Origin of the sequence: Streptomyces sp. AB3(2024) (genome assembly GCF_041862025.1) — a bacterium.
Taxonomy (GTDB): Bacteria; Actinomycetota; Actinomycetes; order Streptomycetales; family Streptomycetaceae; genus Streptomyces.
Genome location: NZ_JBGWAB010000014.1, coordinates 96,373 through 102,443 on the forward strand (window position 1 = coordinate 96,373; position 6,071 = coordinate 102,443).

Sequence of the window (6,071 nt, forward strand, 5' to 3'; positions counted from 1 at the left end):
CCTCGAGCGGGTCTCCGTGGATGATGTCCTTCTGCATGCTGTTCACCTCCCCTCCGGGTGCGAGGACGGCTCGGCCCGCACGGGCGCCGTAGGCAGCCCGCGGCCGAGAAATCTCAGGGACCGCCGGATCACAGCCAGATGGTCGGCGCCGTCGTAGCCGTCGTGGCCCGAGTCCAGCCACATCAGCTCGTGCGCCACACCGCCCGCCCGCAGCACGTCCAGGTACGCCTCCACCTGCTGCGGCGGACACTTGGCGTCCCGGCGCGCGGCGACGAGCAGCAGCGGGGCGCGGATCGCGGCCGCGTACGAGGACGGCGAGGCGTGCGCGTAGGCCTCGGGCACCTCGTCCGGGGTGCCGCCGAACAGCTCGGTGTCCAGCGCCTGGAGGGCGGGGGTGGAGTGCCGGAAGGCCGTGGCGCAGTCGGCGAGCGGTTTGACGGCGACCCCGGCGTGCCACAGGTCCGGCCGGGTTCCCATGGCCAGCAGCGTCAGGTAGCCGCCCCACGAGGTGCCGCACAGGCCCACGGCGTCCGCGCGGCCGATGCCCCGGTCCAGCAGCTCGGCGCGGGCCCGTACCAGGTCGGCGACCTGGGTGTGGCCGACGCCCTCGGAGTGGGCGGAGCGCCAGCGGGGCCCGTAGCCGGTCGAGCCCCGGTAGTTGACGCGGGCCACGGCGTAGCCCGAGCCGACGAGGGCCTGCACCATCGGGTCGTAGGCGTCGCGGTCGTGGTCGGCCGGGCCGCCGTGGACGAGGAAGACCAGCGGGTACGGGGCCGGACGGTCGGCGGGCGTGGTGACGAAGGTGTGCACCGGCCCGTCGGGGCCGGGCGTCCACAGGTCCTGGCGGCGGCCGAACCGGGGCAGGCGCCACTGGCTCTGCCCGGGCAGCGCCGCACCCGACAGGGACATCGCGCGCGGCACGTTCACCGCGTCGGTCCAGATGAAGTGCACGTCGCCGTCGGCGGCCGGTGACGCGTCCAGGACGCTGCCCTCCGGGGTGGGCACCGCGGTCAGCTCCCGGCGCTCCAGGTCGGCGGTGAACAGCCGGCTGCGGCCGTGCCGGTCCTGCCGGAGCAGGATCCGCGCACCGCCCGGGCCGGGATACCAGCGGGCGGTCGTCTCGGTGTCGAACGAGCACCAGGGCAGCATCTCCACGCCGCGGCCGGGGGCCCAGGTGCCCAGGTGGTAGCGGCCGGCCCGCTCCCGCATGACCAGCAGCAGGGTGCGTGCGACCGCCGCGCCCGACGACGGCGCGGGCGGGGTGGCGGCCGCGCTCGCGGTCGCCGGCGCGAAGCCGAGCGCCCAGGTGCGTTCCCGGGTGCCGGAGAGCACCGCGACGGTCGTCCCGTCCGGGCGCAGCAGCGTCACCGCGCGGGCGGAGTGGGCGGGTCCGGACACCGCCAGCAGCCCACCGTCCGGGGCCAGGTCGCACAGAGTGCCGGATTCCGCGGTGTGCAGGACGGCCGTCGCGGTGCCGCCGCGCCGCCCGATGTGGACGCCGAGTCCCCCGGGGCCGCGGATGCCCACGGCCACCGTGCCCCCCGTCGTCAGCGCCAGCCCGGCGGGGCGCCCGTACGGGACCCCGGCGAGCGCCGGGAGGTCGGGGCCGCCGTCGAAGTCCTGGGTGCGCCAGCCGCCGCTGCCGCCGCGGTCCTCGTCGAACCACCAGACGGCCTCGTCCTCGTCGATGGCGCACAGCAGCGTGCCGTGCGGACGGTCCGTCACCTGCCGCCCGGTGCCGGTGGAGCGGTCCCACGTGAAGATCTCGCACCGGCCGTCGGCGTCGCCGGTGTACACCATCCGGTCCGGGTGGCGGGGGCTGGTCACGGGCAGCACCGGCCGGTAGACGCCGTAGGTGCGCGCGGCCGCCTCCGGCGGGGCCGGCGTCACTCGGCCTCTCCCGCCACGAGCCCGGCCCTGGCGGTCGCGTACAGCGCCAGCCCGGCGAACGCGCCCGCGCAGCCCAGTGCCACCGCGCGTCCTCCGTACGCCGCCACCAGGACCCCCGCCGTCACGGGCGCGAGCGCCGCGACGGCCTGGCCGGCGGTGCCCAGCACCGTTCCCATCCGGGCCAGCAGCCGGTCGGGGGTGACCAGCATCGCCCGGGTCTGCAGCACCACCACCACGGACGGCACGATCAGCGAGACCCCGCCGAGCAGCAGCCCGTAGGCCCAGGTCCGGGACGCGAACGCGAGCCCGGCCGCCGTGGGGACCATGGCCCAGGACGCGGCCGTCACGATCGGTGCCGCCCGGAGCCGCCGTACGAGCCACGGCGCGGCGAGGGAGCCCAGCAGCCCGCCGACGCCCGCCAGGGTGAGGACGAGACCGATGGAGGAGGGGCTGGCGCCCCGGGCGTGGGAGGTGAACACCGCGTGGAAGTACAGGGCGCCGAGCAGGGCGTTGATTCCGGCGGTCCACACGACCACGAAGCGCAGGAAGGGCTCGGCGGACACGAAGCGCAGCCCCTCGGCGAGGTCCCGGCCGAACGACGGGGCCGGATCCGTACGGCCGGGCGGGGCGGGCGCAAGGTCCGTGCGGATCGCCTTGCTCAACGCCGCCACCAGCAGGAAGGACACCGCGTCCGCGAGCAGCGGGACCCACCGCGCCAACTGGAACAGCACGCCGCCCAGGGTCGGCCCGACGATCTGCACGGCCTGGTCGCGCGCCTGCAGGTACCCGATCGCCCGCGAGTACCCCTCGGGCGGCACCAGCCGCCGGATCGTCCCGGAGGCCGCCGCCCCGTAGGTGGCACTGGCGGCCTGCTCGACGACGGCGGCGGCGAGGACGTGGACGAGGACGACGTGGCCGAGGGCCACGGTCACGAACACCGAGCCCATGGCGCCCGCCGCGACCAGGGCGGCCAGGTACATCATCGGCTTGCGGGGCAGGCGGTCGGCGTAGACGCCCGCGACCGGCGAGACCGACAGACCGCTGACCAGTGCCACGGAGGCGACGAGTCCGGCGAGTCCGGCCGGGTGTCCGGCGCCCAGCAGGATCAGAGGGAGGAAGAGGGAGGACGCGCAGGTGCCGAGACCGTCGACGGCGCCCGCTGCCCAGAAGAGGGTGAAATCCCGTCTGCGGAACGGGGACGAGGACGCGCCGTTGGATAATAAAGGGCCGGAGTGCTGTAATTTCTCGTCGGCCTCATCCATCAAGAATTCCGCTCGGGGGGTGTTGCCGACGCCAACGCACCCACAATGCCCCCTGGAATAAGCAGATTTACGGCCGTCGAGGGTTGCGATCGTAGCGAACGGTGGGACCCGTCACAACACCTGCGTTCGAATGTAATTCTCGATCAAGAAACGGCGCTTTTAGCTGCTTCCGGGGAACGCCGCGCCCCCGTCCGGTGAGTGGGCGGGGGACGCGGTCGTGCACGGTGTCGTCCCGCGTCACTTGCGCCAGAAGAGGTGGTGCGTCACGCCGCTCGGGCTGGGCACGACCTCCAGGTGGAACCGGTCGAGCAGTTCATCGGGTGATTCCCACAGGCGCAGTCCGGACCCGAGCTTCACCGGTGAGACGGCCACGTGCAGGGTGTCGACGAGGTCGGCGTCGAGGAACTCCCGGATGGTGGTCACGCCGCCGCCGAGCCGGACGTCCTTGCCCTGCGCGGCCTCCCGCGCCTGAGCGAGAACGGTGGCCGGGTCGCCGTCCACGAAATGGAACGTGGTGTCGGAGAGCGTGAACGACGGACGCCCGTGGTGGGTCAGGACGAACACCGGCGTGTGGAAGGGCGGCTCGTCACCCCACCAGCCGCGCCACTCGTGGTCGCTCCACGGGCCGCGCTGGGGGCCGAACTTGTTGCGGCCCATGATCTCGGCGCCGATGTTGTGGCTGAAGTCCCGGGTGAAGTAGTCGTCGAGACCCCGGCTCCCCCCGGGATCGGTGCGGTTGGGCCAGCTCGCCGTGGCGCCTGCCCAGGCGAAGAGCTTTCCCGGATCGACGTCGTGACCGAAGGGCCGCTCCAGGCTCTGGTCCTCGCCGGCGGCGACGCCGTCGCTCGAGATGCTGAAGTTCTGCACGCGCAGCAGTTGATCCATGGGCTCTCTCATCGGGTCCTGCCGCCTCCTCGTATGGCGATGCGTCCTACACCAGGATGTCGAACGGGACGCGGCCGGATCGACAGCGGCGCCGAACTTCTTCCACAGCGTGTCCCGCGGGCGCGTGACGCAGGGCCGTTGCCGTCGGCGCCGGATGAGGTGCGCCTGCTCCGCCGGGCCCACGGGGTCGGCGGAGCAAGCGCGACCGTGAAGCGGCCAGCGGCCAGCGGTCAGCGGTCAGCTGTCAGCTGTCGGAGCGGAAGGCTCCGTGGACGCGCAGGTCTCCTTGGACCGAGATCTGCCCGTCGTTCGTGTGCATGATCCAGGCGTCCGCATTGCGGACGGAAAGGTGCCCGTTGGCGTTCACCTTGCCCCGGAAACGCGACTCCCCGTGGACGCGGAGCATCCCCTTGGTGGTGAGGTCTCCGGCGACGGTGACCTGGCGGTCGGCCAGCACCTCGCCCTGGGCGTCGAGGCGGCCGTGGACGATCAGCCGGGGCGGGCCGTCCTGCGTCTCCAGCACGTCGTCGACGGTCAGACCGCCCTCCAGGTTGAGCCGTTCCTTGACCCGGGCCCGGTGGGTGACGACGTCATTGAGGTCGGCTGTGCCGGCCGCGACGGTGCCCCACTGCCGGTCACCGGCCCCCTGGAACACGTTCAGCCCGTTGGCCGGGAACTCGATCCACCCGTCCGCGGTCGTGCGGCCCTGCACCCACGAGGTGTTGATACCGGTCAGATCCGCCTTGTCGGCGGCGACGGTGCCCCATTCCTGCGTCCCGTCCTTGCGGATGTTCACCCCTGACTGCGGGAACTCGATCCACCCCTTGCCACCGTCGACGTCACCCACCCAGGTGGTGTTGATGCCGTTCACCCTGACCCGGTCCGCCGTGACGACGCCCAGGTCACCGTCCGGCCCGTGGCCGATCGTGATCCCGTCCGCGGGGAACCGGACCCATCCCGCTCCGCCGTCACGCCCCCGCACCAGCGCCGCGCTCACGGTATCCACGTCCAGCGCCGCAGCGGTGACGGTGCCCGGCGCCTGCCGGTCGTCGAGGATCCGGGCGCCGTGCTCGGTGAATTCGATGCGGCCTTCGTGCTCGGTGCCCTTCACCCACGGAGTGGACAGGCCGTGCGTCGCCGTGACGCTCTCGAACTCGGGGCTGCGCAGGTGCACCGTGGTGGTGAGGTAGTACCCCGGCTGGTGCTCGCTCTGGGGGGTGGCGATCAGGATGTAGGTGGCGTCCCGCTTGGGCTCCTCACCCGGCTTCGGCGACCAGCTCCAGTCCGGTCCGGATCGCTGCGGGACGGTCTGGGCCGGACCGTCGGGCCCCTGGATCTTGTAGTTCAGGCCGTCGGGTCCGTCCCACCGCAGGGTGCCCCGTTCCGCCGGGCTCGACAAGGTCTTTTCCGCCCGGAAGTTGCGGGGGATCTTGGGAGCCCGCTTCAGCAGGCTCAGCGTGACGAGATGCTCGTTCCTGGCGCCCCGGCCCTGGGACTCCTCCGCCACGGACAGCAGGACCAGCCCTTCCTCGGAGGAGACGGGGAAGCCGGTCAGCTCGATGACGATGACCTCGCCCCTGCGCAGGCGCGCGCCCGAGGACGACTCCAGCCGGTAGGTCCCGGTCGTGCTGTCCCACTTCTCCGCGAGGTCGACCGTGGGGCTCAGCGTGCTGCGAGTGACCCGGGCCTCGATCCGGTCCGGTTCGACGGTCAGATGATCCCGGCCGGAGCCGTACGGCACGGTGACGGCGAGATCGTAAAGGGTCACGAACCATGCGTTCGGATTGGATACGACGATGTGCACCGTTCCGGGCGACTCCTCGTCCTTGCCCGTGCCGGATACCTGAAGCTGTGCGGGATCGGTGAGTATCTCGTAGTGCAGGTTGGCCATCGCCACATCCCCTGTCGGCTCCACGGGCGCTCCCCCCCCGTTACCTTTTTTGTGGCTCCGCAATGGGGCTACCGGCCTTCGGGTCCGGCATGACTTCCCCCCCTTGTTGCGGTTGATGATCCGGGGGGTGGTGTCACCGGGCC

Annotated in this window: 4 protein-coding genes; all 4 read right to left on the reverse strand. The window is 72.5% G+C overall.

Going from position 1 to position 6,071, the window contains the following annotated elements; translation table 11 throughout:
• Window positions 1-42: 42 nt before the first annotated feature.
• Window positions 43-1,890 carry a prolyl oligopeptidase family serine peptidase gene (locus ACEPPI_RS09140; protein WP_373914718.1) on the reverse strand — a complete coding sequence of 616 codons (1,848 nt, stop codon included), beginning with the start codon at window positions 1,888-1,890 and terminating at the stop codon, window positions 43-45.
• A complete protein-coding gene (locus tag ACEPPI_RS09145; RefSeq protein ID WP_373914719.1) occupies window positions 1,887-3,152 on the reverse strand; it encodes an MFS transporter in 1,266 nt (421 codons plus the stop codon). Before ACEPPI_RS09145 ends, ACEPPI_RS09140 begins: the two co-directional genes overlap by 4 nt.
• A 237-nt stretch (window positions 3,153-3,389) precedes the next feature.
• The gene (locus tag ACEPPI_RS09150; protein ID WP_373914720.1) at window positions 3,390-4,037 is read right to left on the reverse strand and encodes a dihydrofolate reductase family protein; all 648 of its coding nucleotides are present in this window, start codon (window positions 4,035-4,037) and stop codon (window positions 3,390-3,392) included.
• A 244-nt stretch (window positions 4,038-4,281) separates the two neighbouring features.
• A complete protein-coding gene (locus ACEPPI_RS09155) occupies window positions 4,282-5,952 on the reverse strand; it encodes a hypothetical protein (RefSeq protein ID WP_373914721.1) in 1,671 nt (556 codons plus the stop codon).
• Window positions 5,953-6,071 lie beyond the last annotated feature (119 nt).